This window comes from Mycobacterium sp. NGS54 (assembly GCF_059812465.1).
The window spans coordinates 17,459-32,588 of the sequence record NZ_JCALCS010000012.1 but is presented as its reverse complement, the minus strand read 5'-3'; the positions used below and the strand labels follow the sequence as shown (position 1 = coordinate 32,588).

Below are 15,130 nucleotides of genomic sequence, written 5' to 3'. Positions count from 1 at the left end.
CGCCAAAACCACCCACTGTTGCATTCACCGCCTGAAACCGCCCCCTCGCGCAGTGCGATTCTGCGTCTGCTCGCGGTGGGATGTCAGCCGACGCCGTGGTGCTCGAGCCCAGGCAGGCCACCGTTTCCAAACGCGGCGGGTCGGTCATGGCGCGCGGCCGAGGATCCGGCACAGCGCCCGGCCGAGCGCGTCCCCGGGCGAGCGCGGGAGCTCGTCGGCACGCCAGGCGACGAAGTCGTCGGGGCGCACCAACAACGCCCCGTCGGGCGCGAGTCCCGTCGCGGCGGCCCACGCGCCGTCGGCATCGAGCGCGGTTCCGATGCGCCGCACGGTGATTGGGACGCCGGCGGCCTTCGCCGCGCAGGTCGCCGCGTCCGACCATGCCGCATCGTCGTCTCCGGTGAGCAGCGTGAAGCCAGGCCCGAGCAGATCGAGGGTCGAGACCCGCTTCCCGTCGTCGGTAACCCAGGCGTGCGGGACGCGGGTGCCGGGCTGCCCGCGCAATTCTTCCACCAGTGACACGGCGTCGGCATCCGGCGGAACGGGATCGTCGGAAACCACCGCGGCAGAACGGTATCGGTATCCGATGAGCACCGCGAACATGGGCGCCTCTTCGTCCGGCGGCAATAGCGGCCGGTCGTCGTCCAATCGCAAGAAGGCCAGCGACGGCCCGGTGAGCGACTGGCGCGCGTTGAAGCGCCCGACCGGGTGCCGCTCGGCATGGTAGGTGCCCAATAGGGCCGGGTCGGCGGTCCCGTTCAAGACGGCGGCCACCTTCCAGGCCAAGTTGTGCGCGCTCTGGATGGCCGTGTTGGCCCCGCCGGCCTTGAACGGCGGCATGGTGTGGGCCGAATCGCCGACGAGAAACACTCGGCCGCAGCGGAATTGGTCGGCGACCCGCTCGTACGGCTGCCAGGATGCCACGTCGATGACTTCCACGTCGATCGGCTCGCCGATCGCTTTCGTCAGCATCTCGCGGCACCGCTGCGCGGTGAACTGTTCGGCGGATTCGCCGCGGGCGGGAAAGTAGGTGTTGATGAACATTCCGAGGTCGTCGCGCACCCGCAGAAAGATGCCCTCCACGTCCGGGTTTTTGACTTGGATGCCGTCGCCCGCACCGAGGTCGCGGGCGAATTGTCGCCACGGCGCCCGGAAGTAGACGAACACGACATAGATTGGCAGTGCCCCGTAGCCGGAGGTCGTCACGCCCAGCGCATCCCGGATCGGGCTGTGCACGCCGTCGGCGGCGACGAGATAGTCAGCGCGTATCGTCTCGGTCGCGCCCGACTCGCGATCGCGGATGACCGCGGTGACGCCGCTTTCGTCCTGGTCGAACGAGTCCAACTGCGTGTTGTAGCGCGCCTCGCTACCGTGTCCACGGATGTGGGTGAGCAGGATCGGTTCGAAGGCACTCTGCGGGCAGTACTGGCCGCCGGGCTCCGGGCTCAGATCCTTGAACGGCGCGAAGATCGCGTTGACGTCGAGCGCCTGACGCTGTTCGGCGCTGTTGAGCGTCGGCTTGGTCAGCATGTCGGAAACGCCGTGGGCGATCGCGTGGACCTCGTCGGCCAATCCGAGGCCGCGCAGGATCTCCAGGGTGCGGAAGCTCAGGTTGCGCGCTTTCGGGTAGATGAACACCTCACCGCGCTTTTCGACCACCAGCGAGCGAACACCGTGTTTTGCGAGCAGTGCGGAGGTGGCCAGCCCGGCGGCTCCCGCGCCGACGATCAGCACCGGGACATGCGTGACGTTCATCGTTCGTCTCCCATCTAGACGGAACGGATTAGTTCCGCCTAGACCCAATGTGGCACGGCGCGGCGGAATGCGCAACAACTACGGCGCCGGCCCCCCGGCCATCGGCAGGATCACGTCTTCGAGCATGCGCCGGACATAGACCCGGTCGATCGGCCGTCCGGTGATCACCCGCAGCACGTTGAGGCCCAGCGCGACGTCGGGGATCAGGCTCAGGTCGCGGCCGGCCGGAATTTCCCCGCGAGCCACCGCGTGGTCGAGCACCGCGCGGACTACCTGTCGCGGGGTCGACAGCACCAGGTCGTCCAGGGCGGCCGCCAGGACGGGGTTGTGCATTGCCGCCGTCGCCACCCCGACAACCACGCGAATCATATGTGTATCAGCGTCATTCAGGTCGGGAGTGGCCGCAGCCAGCGCGTCTATGTCACCACGAAGGCTGCCGGTGTCGGGCGGTTCGATGGGTCCCAGCCGCCGCCGCCAATGCGCGATCGCATCGGCGACCACCACCTCCTTCGACGGCCAGCGACGATAGATCGCCGCCTTCCCGACGCCGGCGCGCGACGCGACGTCGTCCATGCTCAACCGGTCATAGCCGACGTCGGCGACACCGGCCAGGGTCGCGTCGAGGATGGCCGCGTCCAGCGATCGATCCAGGCGTCCCGGGCTTCGGGTCCGGCTCGACGCGCTGGCCTGGCCGCTTTCGGGCTTCATAACGTTCCTAACGATACGGGCTAGTTCCGTTCAATGATATCCTCAGCCGACGCGCGCCACGAATTCCTCGGCCACGCCCGCGACGCGCTCACGATCGCGCGCCACCAGCCCGATCCGGGTCCGTCGGTCCAGGATGTCGCCGACGCCCAGCGCGCCCTCGTGAGTGACGGCGTACTCGAACTCGGCCCGGGTCACGTCTATGCCCTCCGCGACGGGGTCGGTCGGTCGATCGCAGCTCGCGCTCGCGATGACGTGGGGCGCCTCCGCGCCGTACCGCGCCACCAGCGACGCGGGCAATCCGGCGCAAAGCCGATCGCCCGACCCGGGATTGCCCGGCGCCCCGATCAGCGGCAGGTCACGGGTCCGGCAGCCGCCCGCGCTCAGCCCCCGCCGGCCGACGGCGAAGTCCAGGACATCCTCGGCCATGTGCCGGTATTCGGTCAGCTTGCCGCCGATGATGCTGATGACGCCGGACGGCGCCTCGAGGACGGCGTGCTCGCGCGACACATCGGCGGTGCGGCCCTCGCCAGTGTCGATGAGCGGGCGCAGCCCGGCGTAGGCGCCGATCACGTCGGCCGTGCCGAGCGCCATGCCCAACGCCGTGTTCACCGTGTCCAGCAGGAACGCGATCTCTTCGGCCGAGGGCTCCGGCACGTCGGGAATCGGGCCGGGCGCGTCTTCGTCGGTCAGGCCCAGATAGACCCGGCCCAGCTGCTCGGGCATCGCGAACACGAAGCGGTTGAGCTCACCGGGAATCGGAACCGTAAGGGCCGCAGTCGGATTCCCGAACACCCCAGCGTCGAAGACGAGGTGCGTCCCGCGGCTGGGCCGCAGCCGCAGCGAATCGTCGATCTCGGCCGCCCACACCCCGGCCGCGTTGATGACCGCGCGGGCCGACACGTCGAACGACTGTCCCGTCCGCTGATCGGTCAGCCGCACCGAGGTGCCGGACGCCTCGGAGGCCGCGACGTAGGTCAGGATGCGCGCGCCGTGTTGCGCCGCGGTCCGCGCGACGGCCGTGACCAGCCGGGCGTCGTCGATCAACTGCCCGTCGTAGGCCAGCAAGCCGCCGTCGAGGCCGTCGCGCCGGACCGTGGGCGCCATCTCCACGGCGCGCGCCGCCGAAATCCGCCGCGACCGGGGCAGCACCGACGAGGGCGTGCCCGCCAGCGCCCGCAGCCCATCGCCGGCCAGGAACCCCGCGCGCACCAAAGCGCGCTTGGTGTGACTCAGCGAGGGCAACAACGGCACCAGCTGCGGCATCGCGTGGACGAGATGGGGGGCGTTGCGCGTCATCAGGATTCCGCGCTCGATGGCGCTGCGCCGGGCGATGCCGACGTTGCCGGTCGCCAGGTAGCGCAGACCGCCGTGGACCAGCTTGGAACTCCACCGGCTGGTGCCGAACGCCAGGTCGTGTTTTTCCACCAGCGCCACCCGCAGCCCCCGTGACGCGGCGTCCAGGGCGATCCCCACGCCGGTGATGCCGCCGCCGATCACGACGACGTCCAGCGGCGCCCCATCGGCGAGTGCAGTCAGATCAGCGGTTCGCCGCGCCGCGTTCAAGGCCGTCACGACAGGTATCCGTTCAGCGAGTACGCGAGCTCGGCGGCCAGCGCGTCGGCATCGAGGATCGGGCGGACGATGCGTTCCGACTGAATGGTCGACTGCGCGATGAGCAGCACCATCGTGGCCATCTGCAGCGGATCGCCGGCACGGACGCTGCCGTGGCGCTGGGCCGCGCGCAGCCGCTCGGCCAGGGCGTCGATCAGCATCTGCTGGCTGGCCCCGAGGCGCTCGGTGATGTAGATCGGCGCCAGCTCCGAGTGCATCACCGACATCACCAGCTCGTCGTGACGCAGCAGATCGGCGACCGTAACGATCTGTCGCACCAGCGATTCCCGGTCGTCGCCCTGTAGCGGCGCATCGCGCATCACGCCGACGATGCGCTGGGTCAGCAGTGCCGCGACGATCGACTTGGTGTCCGGCCAGCGGCGGTACACGGTGGGCCGGCTGACACCGGCCCGCCGGGCGATCTCCGCCAGCGTGACCCGGTCCACCCCGAAATCGACCACACAGCTGGCCGCCGCCGACAGGATCCGGTCGCGGGTATCCGGCGGAGCGTTACTGGTTGACAGCATGTGTAATACTGTAACGCATGACGCACGCCGAGCAACTCCGCCCGCCGATGAAGTGGAACGCGTGGGGGGATCCCGCCGCGGCCAAGCCCCTCTCCGAGGGCATCCGCTCGCTGCTGAAACAGGCTGTGGGACTGCAGGATTCGGATCTACCCGACATCGGCGCCGACCAGGTGAAGCTGCGCCCCTCGCTCTTGTCCCCCGCCGACAAAGACGCGCTGGCCGGCATCGTGGGCGCCGAGTACTGCCGCACCGATGACCGCGATCGGCTGCTGCGGGCGGGCGGCAAGTCCACGCTCGACCTGCTGCGCCGAAAGGACACCGGGGTTCAGGACGCCCCCGACGCCGTGTTGCTCCCTGCAGACGAGGAGGCCGTCGGCGAGGTCCTGCGCTACTGCTCCGAGCACCGCATCGCCGTGATCCCGTTCGGCGGCGGCACCAGCGTGGTCGGTGGTCTCGACCCCGGCCGCGGCGAATTCGGCGCCGTGGTGTCGCTCGACCTGCGCCGCCTCGACCGGCTCATCGAGCTCGACGAGGTGTCCGGCCAGGCCGTTTTCGGGGCCGGGGCCACCGGGCCGGACGCCGAACGCCTGCTCGGCGAACGCGGGTTTTCGCTCGGGCACTTCCCGCAGAGCTTCGAGTACGCCACCATCGGCGGATTCGCGGCGACGCGGTCCTCCGGTCAGGACTCGGCGGGCTACGGCCGGTTCAACGACATGGTTCGCGGCCTGCGGATGGTCACGCCCGTGGGCACGATGGACCTCGGTCGCGCACCGGAATCGGCCGCGGGCCCCGACCTGCGCCAGCTGCTGCTCGGCTCCGAGGGGGCGTTCGGCGTCATCACCCAGGTGCGCCTGCGCGTGCACCGAATCCCCGATGCCGTGCGCTACGAGGCGTGGTCGTTCCCCGATTTCGAAACCGGGGCCGCGGCCCTGCGCGCCGTCACCCAAAATGCCACCGGCCCCACCGTCATTCGGCTCTCCGACGAGGTCGAGACCGGCGTCAACCTCGCCACCACCGAGGCGATCGGCGAAAACCAGATCACCGGCGGCTGCCTGGGCATCACCGTGTTCGAGGGCACCAAGGAGCACGTCGAGAGCCGGCACGCCGAGACCAGCGCGCTGCTGGCCGCCCGGGGCGGCACGTCGCTGGGCGAAGCGCCGGCGCAGGCCTGGGAGCACGGGCGGTTCGCCGCGCCGTACCTGCGCGACTCGCTGCTGTCCGCCGGCGCGCTCTGCGAGACCCTCGAGACCGCCACCGACTGGTCGAACGTTCCGAGGCTGAAAGCCGCTGTCACCGACGCGCTTACCAGCGCGCTGGCCGAATCCGGCACACCCGCGCTGGTGATGTGCCACATCTCGCACGTCTACCCCACCGGCGCTTCGCTCTACTTCACCGTCGTCGCCGGGCAGCGCGGCAACCCGATCGAGCAGTGGTGGGCCGCCAAGAAGGCCGCCTCGGACGCGATCGTCGCCGCCGGCGGAACCATCACCCACCATCATTCGGTCGGCGCCGACCACCGGCCCTGGATGCGCGACGAGGTCGGCGAGCTGGGCGTGCAGGTCCTGCGCGCGGTCAAGGCGACGCTCGACCCGGCGGGAATCCTCAACCCCGGCAAGCTGATTCCGTGAACGCCGAGCGCGAGATCGGCAAAGTGACCGCGCTGACCAACCCCGTCTCCGGTCACGGCGCCGCGATCCGCGCCGCGCAGGTCGCGATCGCCCGGCTGCACGAGCGCGGCGTGCAGGTCACCGAGATCATCGGCGACGACGCCGAGGACGCGCGCCACCTCGTCGCCACCGAGATCGAACGGGGAACCGACGCGGTCATGGTCACCGGCGGCGACGGCGTCGTCTCCAACGCGCTGCAGGTGCTGGCCGGCACCGACGTTCCGCTGGGCATCATCCCCGCCGGCACCGGCAACGACCATGCCCGCGAATTCGGCATTCCCACAAAGGATCCCGAGGCCGCCGCGGACGTCGTCGCCAACGGCTGGACCGAAACCATCGACCTCGGCCGGATCCAATGGGGCGACACCGAGAAGTGGTTCGGCACCGTCGCGGCCACCGGCTTCGACTCCCTGGTGACCGACCGCGCCAACCGGATGACCTGGCCGCACGGGCGGTTGCGCTATTACATCGCGATGCTGGCCGAGCTGTCGCAGCTGCGGCTCTTGCCGTTCCGCATGGTGCTCGACGGCAGCCAGGAGATCGACGCCGACATCACGCTGGCGGCCTTCGGCAACACCCGCAGCTACGGCGGCGGCCTGCTGATCTGCCCCAACGCCGACCCCACCGACGGGCTGCTCGACATCACCATGGCGCATTCGGCGTCGCGCACGAAGCTGGTCCGCCTGTTCCCCACCGTCATGAAGGGCACGCACGTCGACCTCGACGAGGTAACCACCGCGCGCGCCAAGACGATCCAGGTCGAGTGCCCCGGCATCAACGTCTACGCCGACGGCGACTTCGCCTGCGCGCTGCCCGCCGAGATTTCCGCGGTTCCCGCCGCGGCGCGGATCCTGCGGCCTAGCCGACGCCCCGGTTGAGCCACGTCACCTCGCCGGCGTCGCCACCGTCGCGATACACCTCGAGCGCCTCGTCCCACGCCGTCCCCAGCACGGAATCCAGCTCGGCGGCCAGATAGTCGGCGCCCTGGGCCATCATCGACCGCAGCCGCATCTCCCCGACCATGACGTCGCCGTTGGCGCTCATCGACCCGCTCCACAGGCCGAGCTGCGGGGTGTGGCTGAACCGCTGGCCGTCGACCCCGGGGCTCGGGTCCTCGGTGACCTCGAACCGCAGCACCGACCAAGAGCGCAGGGCGTTGGCCAACCGGGCGCCCGTGCCCACCGGCCCGACCCAGTTGGTGACCGCGCGCAGCTGCCCGGGCATCGCCGGCTGCGGCGTCCAGACCAGGTTGGCCTTGGACTGCAGGGTCGACGACAACGCCCACTCGACATGCGGGCACACCGCCGCGGGCGAGGCGTGGACGTACACCACACCAGTCGTCACGTCGGCAAATTGGTTCGACGCACGCATCTCCTGCTCCTTCGGTTCCACGAGGGACGTCTTCCCCAACGACCTGGTGGACCCGTGCAAGCGGGATGCATGTAAATTTTTGTGTCCTGCGTGTCTATTGTGCCCTCTGATGCCCCTGTTGCGCTAGTGTGCGGAGTGGTCAAATATCACTGCGTCTGAAAGCGCAGGCCACGGCTTTAACGCCCAGTCGCCGAAATCGCGGTCCGTGAGCACCACCAGCGCCAGGTCCGCCTCCGGATCCGCCCAGATAAACCCGCCTGACTGGCCGAAATGTCCGTACGTGCGCGCCGAGTTGCGCGACCCCGTCCAGTGCGGCGATTTGGCGTCGCGGATCTCGAAGCCCAGGCCCCAGTCGTTGGGCCGCTGCACCCCGTAACCGGGCAACACGCCGTCCAGGCCGGGAAATTGCACCGTCGTGGCCTCGGCGTGCAGTTCCGCCGACACCGTGGCCGGGCGCAGCAGCTCACGAGCGAAGGCCGCCAGGTCGGCGACCGTGGACGTCGCGCCGAACCCGGCGGCCGCGGCGCCGCCGTTCAGCCGGGTCGTCGCCATGCCGAGCGGTTCGCATACCGCCTCGGCGAGGTAGCGGCCGAATTCGATCCCCGACTCCGCCTCCAGGGTCTGGGCCAGCACGGTGAAGCCCTGATTTGAATACATCCGGCGGGTGCCCGGCTTGGCCAGCACCCGATCGTTGTGCATCGCCAGGCCCGACGCGTGCGCCAGCAGGTGCCGGACCGTGGAGCCGGGCGGGCCGGCCGGGGTGTCCAGCTCGACGACCCCCTCCTCGACGGCGATCTGCGCGGCCCGGGCCACCAGCGGCTTGGTCACCGAGGCCAGCTCGAAGACCCGCCCGGCGTCGCCGTAGCTGGCCAGCACCCCGGCGGGCCCGACGACCGCGGCGGCCGCGGCCGCCACCGGCCAGTCGGCGATGCGCTCGAGGGCCGACATCACTTCCTGGCGATGTAGTAGTTGTTGATCGGATCGCCCTCGACCTCGGTCACCCGGACGTCGTCGAACCCGGCGTCGGCGAGCATCGAGGTGGCCAGCTGCGTCCCCCAGGCGGTGCCCAGCCCGACGCCGTCCAGCGCCAGCGACACCGTCATGCAGTGCATCAGCGAGACGGTGTACAGGTAGGTGCTCATCGGGACGTCGATGTTCTCCTCGAGCCGGCTCGACGCCTTGATGTCGGCCATCAGGAAAACCCCGCCGGGCCGCAGCGCCCGGTAGATGTTCTCCAGCACCCGCGCCGGCTGCGCCTGATCGTGGATGGCGTCGAACGTGGTGATGACGTCGTAGGCGTCTTGCTTGTCCAGGTCGGTCAGATTGTGCGCCTCGAAGGTCGCATTCGTCAGGCCGAGGCGGGCCGCCTCGGCGACGCCGGTCGCGATCGCCTCGTTCGAGAAGTCGATGCCGGTGAACCGGCTCGCCGGGAACGCCTGCGCCATCACGTTGATCGCGTGTCCGCTGCCGCAGCCGAAGTCGGCCACGTCGGCCCCTGCGCGCAGGCGTTCGGGCAGGCCGTCGACCAACGGCAGCACGACGTCGACGAGCGCGATGTCGAACACCGCGGCGCTCTGCTCGGCCATCAGCGCGTGGAAGCGCGGGAACTCGCTGTACGCCAGCCCGCCGCCCGCGCGGAAGCAGTCGACGATCTTCTGCTCCACCTCGCCGAGGTGCGGGATGAACAGGGCTACCAGGGCAAGGTTGTGCGGGCCGGCGGCACGCGTGAGCGCGGCCGCCCGGTGCGCGGGCAACGTGTAGGTGGCGGTGGCCGGGTCGTACTCGACAACGTGCCCGGTGACCATGCCGGCCAGCCACTCCCGCACATAGCGTTCGTTGAGGCCGGCGGCCTCCGCGATCTGCGCGCTGGTGGCCGGCGCCATCCCGGCGAGCGTGTCCAGCAGGCCGGTCTGGTGCCCGATGCTCAGCAGGAGGGTCAGGCTCGCGCCGTCGATGGCGGCGACCATTCGCCCGGCGAATTCCTCTGTGGTTTCGGAGATCTTCTCTGGTGCTGTCACATCCAGCGACGCTACACCGGCTCTTTTCACTGGGCGGACGGCCAACTGCGCGAGGCATTACCCCCGTCAGTAGGTTGGTGCCATGAGTCAGACAGTGCGCGGAGTCATTTCACGCAAGAAGGGCGAACCCGTCGAGCTGGTCGACATCGTCGTGCCCGACCCCGGACCCGGCGAGGCGGTGGTCGACGTCATCGCCTGCGGGGTCTGCCACACGGACCTGACCTATCGCGAGGGCGGCATCAACGACGAGTATCCGTTCCTGCTCGGCCACGAGGCCGCCGGCCGCGTCGAAGCGGTCGGGCCGGGCGTGACGGCCGTCGAGCCGGGCGACTTCGTGATCCTGAACTGGCGCGCCGTGTGCGGGCAGTGCCGGGCCTGCAAGCGCGGCCGGCCGCAGTATTGCTTCGACACGTTCAACGCCGAACAGAAGATGACGCTGACCGACGGCACGGAACTGACGCCGGCGCTGGGCATCGGGGCGTTCGCCGACAAGACGCTGGTGCATTCCGGCCAGTGCACCAAGGTCGACCCGCAGGCCGACCCCGCCGTCGCCGGCCTGCTGGGCTGCGGCGTGATGGCCGGGATCGGCGCCGCCATCAACACCGGGGCGGTGACGCGTGACGACACCGTCGCCGTGATCGGTTGCGGCGGTGTGGGCGACGCCGCCATCGCGGGGGCCGCGCTGGTCGGGGCCCGGCGGATCATCGCCGTCGACACCGACAACACGAAACTGGACCTGGCCCGCAAGTTCGGCGCCACCCACACGATCAACGCCCGCGAATTCGACGTGGTGAAGACCATCCAGGACCTCACCGACGGCTTCGGCGTCAACGTGGCGATCGACGCGGTGGGCCGGCCCGAAACCTGGCAGCAGGCCTTCTACGCCCGCGATCTCGCGGGAACCGTTGTGCTGGTTGGTGTTCCGACGCCGGACATGCGCCTGGACATGCCGCTGGTGGACTTCTTCAGCCACGGCGGGTCGCTGAAGTCGTCGTGGTACGGCGACTGCCTGCCCGAGCGCGACTTCCCCACCCTGATCGACCTGTACCTGCAGGGCCGGCTGCCGCTGGACAAGTTCGTCTCCGAGCGCATCGGGCTCGACGGCGTCGAGGAGGCGTTCCACAAGATGCACGGTGGCAAGGTGTTGCGTTCGGTGGTGGTGCTCTGATGGTGAGCATCGATCGGGTGGTGACCCACGGCACGTTTGAATTGGACGGCGGCAGTTGGGAAGTCGACAACAACATCTGGCTGATCGGCGACAATTCCAATGTCGTGGTGTTCGATGCCGCGCACGACGCGGCGCCGATCGTCGAGGCCGTGGGTGGCCGCCACGTCGTCGCGGTGGTGTGCACGCACGGCCACAACGACCACGTGACGGTCGCGCCGGAACTCGGCGAGACGCTCGACGCGCCGGTGCTGCTACATCCGGCCGACGAGGTGCTGTGGCGAATGACGCACCCGGACAAAGACTTCCGCTCCATTTCCGACGGCCTGACGCTGAGTGTGGGAGGGACGGAGCTGCAGGCGCTGCACACCCCGGGCCACTCCCCCGGATCCGTGTGTTGGTATTCGCACGACCTGGGCGTCGTGTTCAGCGGCGACACCCTGTTCTCCGGCGGTCCCGGCGCGACCGGCCGCTCGTACTCCGATTTCCCGACGATCCTGCAGTCCATCTCCGAGCGCCTCGGCACGCTGCCCGGTGACACCGTGGTGCACACCGGTCACGGCGATAGCACCACCATCGGCGACGAGATCGTGCACTACGAGGAGTGGGTGGCCCGCGGCCACTAGGTCCAGCGTCTTACATCAAACCAGTCAATTTCGTCATACTCGCATATTGTCACTGTTAGTGATAATCTTGTGTCGGCAACGAGGAGACGAAGCATGAAGATCACGGTGTTCGGGGCGACGGGCGGCGTCGGCCGCGAGGTCGTAAAGCAAGGGCTGGGACGCGGTTACGGCGTGACCGCCGTCGTACGGGATGCCGGCCGGCTCGGCGTGACAGTTCCAGCGCTAGACGTCGTCACCGTCACCGCGCTGGACGATCCGGGTACCCTCATCCCCGCGATCCGCGGCAGCGACGCCGTGCTGTCGGCCCTCGGCCCGCGTGGACGAAAAGACGGCCCCGTCGTGAGCAGCAGCACCCGCGCGATCCTGGCGGCGATGAACGCTTGCTCGACAAAGCGATTCGTCGCCGTCAGCGCGCTGCCAGTGGGCCCGACGGCCGAGGGCGAGCGCCTGACGACGCGCTGGGTGTTGCTCCCTGTGCTGAAAACCGTCCTGGGAAACGTCTATGCCGACCTCGCCGAGATGGAATCCCTCCTGCAGCACAGCGAAATCGACTGGACCGTCGTGCGTCCGCCCCGGCTCGTGGACCAACCCCTCACCGGCAATTACCGCACGGTGGTGGGCGCCAACGTGGCCCGCGGCTCGGCCATCTCGAGGGCGGACGTTGCGCACGCCATGCTCGACGCTCTGGGATCGGCACGGACGATCCGGCAGCCGCTCGGCGTGGCGTATTGATTATCCTGACCCGTGACAATCCTGGCCGATGTTAGCCTTGGCCAATGACTGAACAGGGCTCCGGCATCACCGAACTCGACGAACGGATCCCATTTCTGCTCTCGCAGCTGGGTGCCCATGTCAGCAGCGATTTCCAGCGCCGGCTGGCGCCGATCGGCGCCGACCCGCGCACGTATGCGGTGCTGGTGGCGTTGGCCAGTTCCGACGGGCAGTCGCAGCGCGAGCTTTCCGAGCGCCTCGGCATTCACCGCAATGCCATGGTCATGGTCATCGACGGCCTCGAGCAACGCGGGCTGGCCAAACGGTTGACCCATCCCGACGACAGACGGGCGGTGGCCGTGACGCTCACCGCCAAGGCCCGCCGCCTGCTGCCAGCCCTGGACGACCAGGGCCGTGAGCTCGAAGACGAGATCGCTGCGCCGCTGTCCGCCAAGGAGCGGGCCACGCTGCGGGGACTTTTGCAGCGGGTCGCCGCCGGGGCGGGGCTCATCCCGGGAATCCACCCGCACTTGGCCTGATCATCGGGCGCCCCACCACTCGGACCTCAAGGGGTCTGGCGTCGCGCATTATTGTCAAATATGATGATGATCATCATTCGTGACTAATTGCTCCGATAGGAGAGCGACGTGCACACCACATATCTCGTCGTAACGCTCACCGCGATCGCCTTCGATGGATTCTCCGGCGTCGCGGCGCTGGTTCACTTCGCGCCGATTCTTCCGGGGATGGCAAGCGCGGGCGTGCCGGTCTCGTGGTTGAGGTTTCCCATCGGCACGTTGAAGACGCTGGGCACCGTGGGACTCGTTGTCGGCCTGTGGGTTCCGGCCATCGGCATCGCGGCGGCGGCGGGACTGGTCATCTTCTTCGTCTGCGCGGTCTACACCCACGTGCTTGCCCACGACATCACCGGCCAGATGATGTTCGGCGCGTTCCTGCTCGCGCTCAACTGCGCCGCCCTGACGGCCGCGATCGCCGCGCACCCGGGGGTGTTGTGAACATGTTGGCCGCGCGTGCACCATTGCTGCTGGCGCGGTTCAGCACCGCGTTGATGGTCGCCTGGGCGCTCACGCAGGCAATTTTGGCCGGCAACTTCCTCGGCGGCCAATACGACGCGCTGCGGCTGCACGCGCTCGGCGCCCGAGCGATCACCGTCACCTCGGCGGTGCAGATCCTGATCCTGGCGTGGGTCTGGCGCAGCACCCGCCGGCGGGGCCCCTTCTTCGCCGGCGTCGTGCAGACCCTGCTGCTCGTCGCCGAGTTCGCGACCGGCGAACTGCGCCTCACCGCCCTGCACATCCCGCTCGGTGTGCTGTTGGTCGCCGGGATCGTCCAACTGGTGACGATGATCTGGCGTATGCCCCTGCCGGCGCGGCATGGCGTCGCAGACCTCGGGGCGACGCGATGAACCGCCGCGCCGTGCTGCGCGCGGGCCTGCTCACCACGGGTGTGGGCGTCGTGGGCGCCGCGTTGCCGGCCGCGCAATCAGCGCTGGGGCCCGCCGAGCCGGGCGCGCTGCTGGCGAGCGGCGCGCCGCTGCCGCCACGTTTTCAGGCGCCGCTGCCCATACCGGCTCGGCTCGCCCCCGACGAAACCGATGGCGCGACGGACTATTACACCATCACCCAGCGGGTCGCCGACTTGGCGATACTGCCCGGACTGACCACGCAAGCGTGGACGTACGGCGGCACGTTTCCCGGACCCACAATCGAGTCGCGGTCGGGTCGACGGACCGCGATCCGCCATCACAATGCGCTGCCCGTTCCGGTCGCGGTGCACCTGCATGGCGGTCACACCCCGCCGGACAGCGACGGGTACCCGCTCGACCTCATCGAGCCGCACGCGGCGCACGCCGCGGCCGGCCACCCGGGCATGCACAACATGTCGCGCGATTCCGTTGTCGGGCAGCGTGAATACGTCTACCCGATGCAGCAACGCGCGGCCACCCTCTGGTATCACGATCACCGCATGGGCTACACCGGCCAGGCCGTCTGGCGCGGGCTCGCCGGTTTCCACATCGTGCGCGACGACGAAGAGGACGCGCTGCCACTACCGAAAGGGCACCGCGACATACCGCTGATGATCACCGACCGCTCGTTTGGCGCCGACGGCTCGTTCCAGTACCCGACCACACAGGACGGCGACGTCGCCCTCCCCTACATGAACGGTGTGCTCGGCGACGTCGTCTTGGTCAACGGGGCGCCCTGGCCGGTGCTCGAAACCGACCCCGCACGGTACCGATTCCGGGTGCTCAACGCCTCCAACGCGCGCCGGTACCGGCTGCAGCTCGACCCGCCGCCGCCGGGCGGGTCCGCGTTCACCCAAATAGGAAGCGACGGCGGCCTGCTGGCCGCACCCATCAACCACGACGCGGTCGACCTCGCCCCGGCCGAACGGTTCGACCTCGTCGTCGACTTCTCCCGCTACCCGGCGGGAACCCGGGTGCGGCTCACCAATGCGCTTGGGACACAGTCCGCCTCGGAGATCATGCGCTTCGACATCGTCGGCACCGACCGATCGGACGAAACGGCGATTCCCGAGAAACTCAGCGAAAGTTACGCCTCGCTGGAGCCCGGCCGCGCCGTGGCCACCCGCACCTTCCTGTTCGGACAGGGCCGCGCCGGCATCTGGACCATCAACAACAAGCCGTACAAGCCGGGGGTTCCGCTGGCCACGCCGCGCCTGGGTGATGTCGAAATCTGGCGCTTCATCACAGACATCCGGCACCCGATCCATGTACATCTCAACCACTTTCAGGTGCTTTCGCGCAACAACAGGGCTCCCGGCCGCTACGACCGCGGATGGAAGGACACCGTCGATGTCGCGCCGTCCGGGGCGGTGGAGATCGCCGTCCAATTCACCGACTACCGCGGAACGTACCTTGTCCATTGCCACAACCTCGAGCACGAGGACATGGCCATGATGGCCGACTTCGTCACGCTCTGAGTCGCCG

At 69.1% G+C, this 15,130-nt stretch carries 16 protein-coding genes; 9 read left to right on the top strand and 7 right to left on the bottom strand.

The genetic code is table 11. The annotated features are described in order from the left end of the window. Window positions 1–144 precede the first annotated feature (144 nt). From AC5Y5E_RS29985 to AC5Y5E_RS29970, 4 genes are all read right to left on the bottom strand, one after another. Window positions 145–1,755: an FAD-dependent monooxygenase gene (locus AC5Y5E_RS29985; RefSeq protein ID WP_499907594.1), complete on the bottom strand. Its 1,611-nt coding sequence runs from the start codon at window positions 1,753–1,755 to the stop codon at window positions 145–147. Between the two features lie 78 nt (window positions 1,756–1,833). Continuing rightward, window positions 1,834–2,463 carry a TetR/AcrR family transcriptional regulator gene (locus tag AC5Y5E_RS29980; RefSeq protein ID WP_499907592.1) on the bottom strand — a complete coding sequence of 210 codons (630 nt, stop codon included), beginning with the start codon at window positions 2,461–2,463 and terminating at the stop codon, window positions 1,834–1,836. Window positions 2,464–2,505: 42 nt separating this feature from the next. After that, on the bottom strand, window positions 2,506–4,044 hold the full coding sequence (locus AC5Y5E_RS29975) for a glycerol-3-phosphate dehydrogenase/oxidase (protein WP_499907603.1): 1,539 nt from the start codon (window positions 4,042–4,044) through the stop codon (window positions 2,506–2,508). Then, entirely contained in the window at window positions 4,032–4,601 is a 570-nt protein-coding gene (locus AC5Y5E_RS29970; protein WP_499907590.1) for a TetR/AcrR family transcriptional regulator, read from the bottom strand. The genes AC5Y5E_RS29975 and AC5Y5E_RS29970 overlap by 13 nt, the downstream gene beginning before the upstream one ends. 47 nt (window positions 4,602–4,648) lie before the next feature. Here AC5Y5E_RS29970 and AC5Y5E_RS29965 point away from each other — a divergent pair, with 47 nt between their 5' ends. Together AC5Y5E_RS29965 and AC5Y5E_RS29960 are read left to right on the top strand one after the other, a co-directional pair. Then, complete coding sequence (locus AC5Y5E_RS29965) at window positions 4,649–6,229, top strand: FAD-binding oxidoreductase (protein ID WP_499907601.1); 1,581 nt, start codon at window positions 4,649–4,651, stop codon at window positions 6,227–6,229. After that, complete coding sequence (locus AC5Y5E_RS29960; RefSeq protein ID WP_499907588.1) at window positions 6,226–7,146, top strand: diacylglycerol kinase; 921 nt, start codon at window positions 6,226–6,228, stop codon at window positions 7,144–7,146. The genes AC5Y5E_RS29965 and AC5Y5E_RS29960 overlap by 4 nt, the downstream gene beginning before the upstream one ends. On the opposite strand, the gene AC5Y5E_RS29955 is transcribed toward AC5Y5E_RS29960, so the two are convergent. The 3 genes from AC5Y5E_RS29955 to AC5Y5E_RS29945 all read right to left on the bottom strand — a co-directional run bounded on the left by AC5Y5E_RS29955 (window position 7,127) and on the right by AC5Y5E_RS29945 (window position 9,606). Continuing rightward, complete coding sequence (locus tag AC5Y5E_RS29955) at window positions 7,127–7,639, bottom strand: DUF3145 domain-containing protein (protein WP_499907586.1); 513 nt, start codon at window positions 7,637–7,639, stop codon at window positions 7,127–7,129. The two genes, AC5Y5E_RS29960 and AC5Y5E_RS29955, sit on opposite strands and share 20 nt — an antisense overlap. A 123-nt stretch (window positions 7,640–7,762) precedes the next feature. After that, window positions 7,763–8,587: a serine hydrolase domain-containing protein gene (locus tag AC5Y5E_RS29950; protein ID WP_499907584.1), complete on the bottom strand. Its 825-nt coding sequence runs from the start codon at window positions 8,585–8,587 to the stop codon at window positions 7,763–7,765. Beyond that, window positions 8,587–9,606, bottom strand: coding sequence for a class I SAM-dependent methyltransferase (locus AC5Y5E_RS29945; RefSeq protein ID WP_499907599.1), 1,020 nt, complete (start codon window positions 9,604–9,606; stop codon window positions 8,587–8,589). Before AC5Y5E_RS29945 ends, AC5Y5E_RS29950 begins: the two co-directional genes overlap by 1 nt. Before the next feature lie 133 nt (window positions 9,607–9,739). On the opposite strand from AC5Y5E_RS29945, the gene AC5Y5E_RS29940 reads away from it, so the two are divergent. From AC5Y5E_RS29940 to AC5Y5E_RS29910, 7 genes are all read left to right on the top strand, one after another. Beyond that, entirely contained in the window at window positions 9,740–10,825 is a 1,086-nt protein-coding gene (locus AC5Y5E_RS29940) for an S-(hydroxymethyl)mycothiol dehydrogenase (protein ID WP_499907582.1), read from the top strand. Then, on the top strand, window positions 10,825–11,448 hold the full coding sequence (locus tag AC5Y5E_RS29935; RefSeq protein ID WP_499907580.1) for an MBL fold metallo-hydrolase: 624 nt from the start codon (window positions 10,825–10,827) through the stop codon (window positions 11,446–11,448). The genes AC5Y5E_RS29940 and AC5Y5E_RS29935 overlap by 1 nt, the downstream gene beginning before the upstream one ends. 93 nt (window positions 11,449–11,541) lie before the next feature. Continuing rightward, entirely contained in the window at window positions 11,542–12,180 is a 639-nt protein-coding gene (locus AC5Y5E_RS29930) for an NAD(P)-dependent oxidoreductase (RefSeq protein ID WP_499907578.1), read from the top strand. Window positions 12,181–12,224: 44 nt separating this feature from the next. Beyond that, window positions 12,225–12,698, top strand: coding sequence for a MarR family winged helix-turn-helix transcriptional regulator (locus AC5Y5E_RS29925; protein ID WP_499907576.1), 474 nt, complete (start codon window positions 12,225–12,227; stop codon window positions 12,696–12,698). Window positions 12,699–12,806: 108 nt separating this feature from the next. Continuing rightward, complete coding sequence (locus AC5Y5E_RS29920; protein ID WP_499907574.1) at window positions 12,807–13,175, top strand: DoxX family protein; 369 nt, start codon at window positions 12,807–12,809, stop codon at window positions 13,173–13,175. 2 nt (window positions 13,176–13,177) lie between these two features. After that, window positions 13,178–13,585: a hypothetical protein gene (locus AC5Y5E_RS29915; RefSeq protein WP_499907572.1), complete on the top strand. Its 408-nt coding sequence runs from the start codon at window positions 13,178–13,180 to the stop codon at window positions 13,583–13,585. Further along, a complete protein-coding gene (locus AC5Y5E_RS29910) occupies window positions 13,582–15,123 on the top strand; it encodes a multicopper oxidase family protein (RefSeq protein WP_499907570.1) in 1,542 nt (513 codons plus the stop codon). Before AC5Y5E_RS29915 ends, AC5Y5E_RS29910 begins: the two co-directional genes overlap by 4 nt. The last annotated feature ends 7 nt before the right edge of the window (window positions 15,124–15,130 follow it).